Genomic DNA, 2,500 nt, shown 5'->3' on the forward strand with positions numbered 1-2,500 from the left:
CGGCTCGGGCCTGGCCATCGCGATGCCGGCGCTGCGGGAAAATCTCGGCGCCAGCCTGGCCGAGGTGCAATGGATTTCCAACGCCTATGCGCTGACGCTATCGGCGCTGATCCTGGCGGGCGGTGCTGCCGGCGACCGGTTCGGCCTCAGGCGCGCGTTCGTGACCGGTATTGCGTTGTTCATCGCCACGTCGCTGGCCTGCGCGCTGGCGCCCAATGCCGGCGTGCTGGTCGCCTTCCGCGCCATCCAGGGCGTCGGCGCCGCCATCATGGTGCCGGGCAGCCTCGCCATCATCGCCAAGGCCTATCCGAAGAAGGAGCGCGGCCGGGCGATCGGCATCTGGGCCGCGGCCTCGGCGCTGACGACCGCGCTCGGTCCGGTGCTGGGCGGCCTCGTCCTGTCCACCTTCGGCAATGGTATCTGGCGGGCGATCTTCGCCATCAACCTGCCGCTGGGCCTCATCTCGATCTATCTTCTCCTGGCCAAGGTGCCGGCCGATGAGCCGACGGAAGAGCGCAGCCTCGACCTCGGCGGCGCCGGACTCGCCACGCTGGCGTTCGGATTGCTGGCCTACGGCCTGACCTCGATGAGCGCCGAGGGCGGCGGACAAATGTCCGGGCCGAGCATCGCAGCCGGCCTGGCGCTGCTTGTCGTGTTCGTTTTCTTCGAGCGCCGACAGCGCGAGCCGATGATCGACCTGTCGCTGTTTGGGATCGGCGCGTTCGCCGGAGCCAATCTTGCGACCTTCTTCCTCTATTTCGCACTGTCGGCCAATCTGTTCTATCTGCCGATGCTGCTGATTGCCGGCTGGGGGCTGAGCACGGCCGAGGTCGGCTTCATTTTCCTGCCACTGTCGGCATCGATCGCGCTGCTGTCGGGACCCGTTGGCCAGTGGTCGGATCGGATCGGGCCGAGATTCCCGATCGCCGCCGGCAGTCTGGTCGTCGCGTTTGCCTTTGCCGGGCTCGCGCTGCTCACCCATGCCGGCATCCACAATTTCTGGACCGGGACGTTTCCGCTGATGGCACTGATGGGGCTCGGCATGGCGCTGGTCGTGTCGCCGCTGTCGACCGCGGTCATGACGGCGGTCGAGGACAAGGACACCGGCGCCGCCTCGGGGATAAACAATGCCGTCTCGCGCATCGGCGGCCTGATCGCGGTGGCGGCGATGGGCTCGCTGGCGGCCTGGGTCTACGGGCTGAGCACCGGCGCCGCGCCCGGCATTCCAGGTTTCGGGCAACAGGCGCCAGCGGGGCTCGCGCCGGATCTCGACGCAGCACGGCTCGCCGCCAGCGACGTGGCTTTCGCGGCCGTCGCCGCCGTCACCACGCTGCTCTGCCTGCTTGCGGCCGTCATCGCCTGGATGACCGTTTCCGGCCAGGCGCTGCCGTGGCCGCGCAGCGCGGATGAATCACCGGCTGATTCGTCACGAAACTGATTCGTCGCGGGCGATATGCGATTCGCTCGCGAACCTATCCTTCGACCTTGGCGCTGGCGACCTTGAGCGAATTGTTGTCTTCCTGCTTGAGCAGGTCGTCGATGCGGTCGCGCTCGCGCTTGAAGGCAACCAGGTCGTCGCCTTTCAGCACCTTGCCGACCGGCAGGCGAACGCGCATCGGGTCGACCTTGGTGCCGTTGACGATCAGCTCATAGTGCAGATGCGGGCCGGTGGCGAGGCCGGTCTGACCAAGATAGCCGATGACCTGGCCCTGGCGGACGTGAACGCCCGGCTCGATGCCTCTGGCAAAAGCGGTCTGGTGATTGTAGGAAGTCTCGTAGCCGTTGGCGTGGCGGATGATGATCTGCTTGCCGTACCCGCCGGCCCAGCCGGCCTTCTCGATGACACCGTTGCCGGCGGCAATGATCGGCGTGCCGATCGGGGCGGCCCAGTCGACGCCGGTATGCATGCGGACATAGCCGAGGATCGGATGCCGGCGCGCGCCGAAGCCGGAGCGGAATTTCCCCGCCGGCAGCGGATTGCGCAGCAGGAACTGTTGGGCGCTTGAGCCATCCTCGTCGAAATAGTCTGTGCTGCCGTCCTGCATCTGGAAGCGGTAGAAATTGCGCATCTGTCCGCCGAAGGTTGCCGAGACATAGAGCAGTTCGGATTCGTCGGAGGCCTGGTCATCGCCGTCCGGCTGCGAGAACAGCACATCGATCCGGTCGGAGGGGCCGAGCCGCGACTGGAAGTCGACATCGGAGGCCAATAGCTTGACCAGTTGCTGCGTTAGCTTCTTAGACATGCCGTAGGAATAGGCAGCGCGATAGATGCCGTCGTAGATGTTGGGCAGGTTGCCACGCACGACCACCGGCGGCGAATCATCGAAGGCGGTCAGCAGTTCGGGGTTGGGCTCGGGCTCCTGCGCCGGCACATACTGGCCGCGGTCGTCGAGCGCGATGGTGACGATGTGCTGGGTCCGGTCATAGACGCTGGTGCGAACCACCTTGGCGGCGTCGCCATGGACCTCGAGCCCGACGCGTAGCACGGTTCCCGCCTTCA

General features: G+C 66.5%; 2 protein-coding genes (1 of these 2 cut by a window edge). One reads left to right on the plus strand and one right to left on the minus strand.

From position 1 onward, the window contains the following. Window positions 1–1,438 (plus strand): MFS transporter (locus EN742_RS09415; RefSeq protein WP_128332724.1); only part of this gene is annotated, 1,438 nt, incomplete at its 5' end. A 34-nt stretch (window positions 1,439–1,472) separates the two neighbouring features. On the opposite strand, the gene EN742_RS09420 is transcribed toward EN742_RS09415, so the two are convergent. Next, a protein-coding gene (locus EN742_RS09420; protein ID WP_189347352.1) for a M23 family metallopeptidase crosses the window boundary here: on the minus strand, window positions 1,473–2,500 show its 3' portion. Its footprint extends 934 nt past the window's final position; the window shows 1,028 of its 1,962 coding nt (coding positions 935–1,962); its start codon lies off the right edge, out of view — the gene reads right to left on this strand; its stop codon occupies window positions 1,473–1,475.

Origin of the sequence: Mesorhizobium sp. M4A.F.Ca.ET.020.02.1.1 (genome assembly GCF_004022645.1) — a bacterium.
GTDB lineage: Bacteria > Pseudomonadota > Alphaproteobacteria > Rhizobiales > Rhizobiaceae > Mesorhizobium.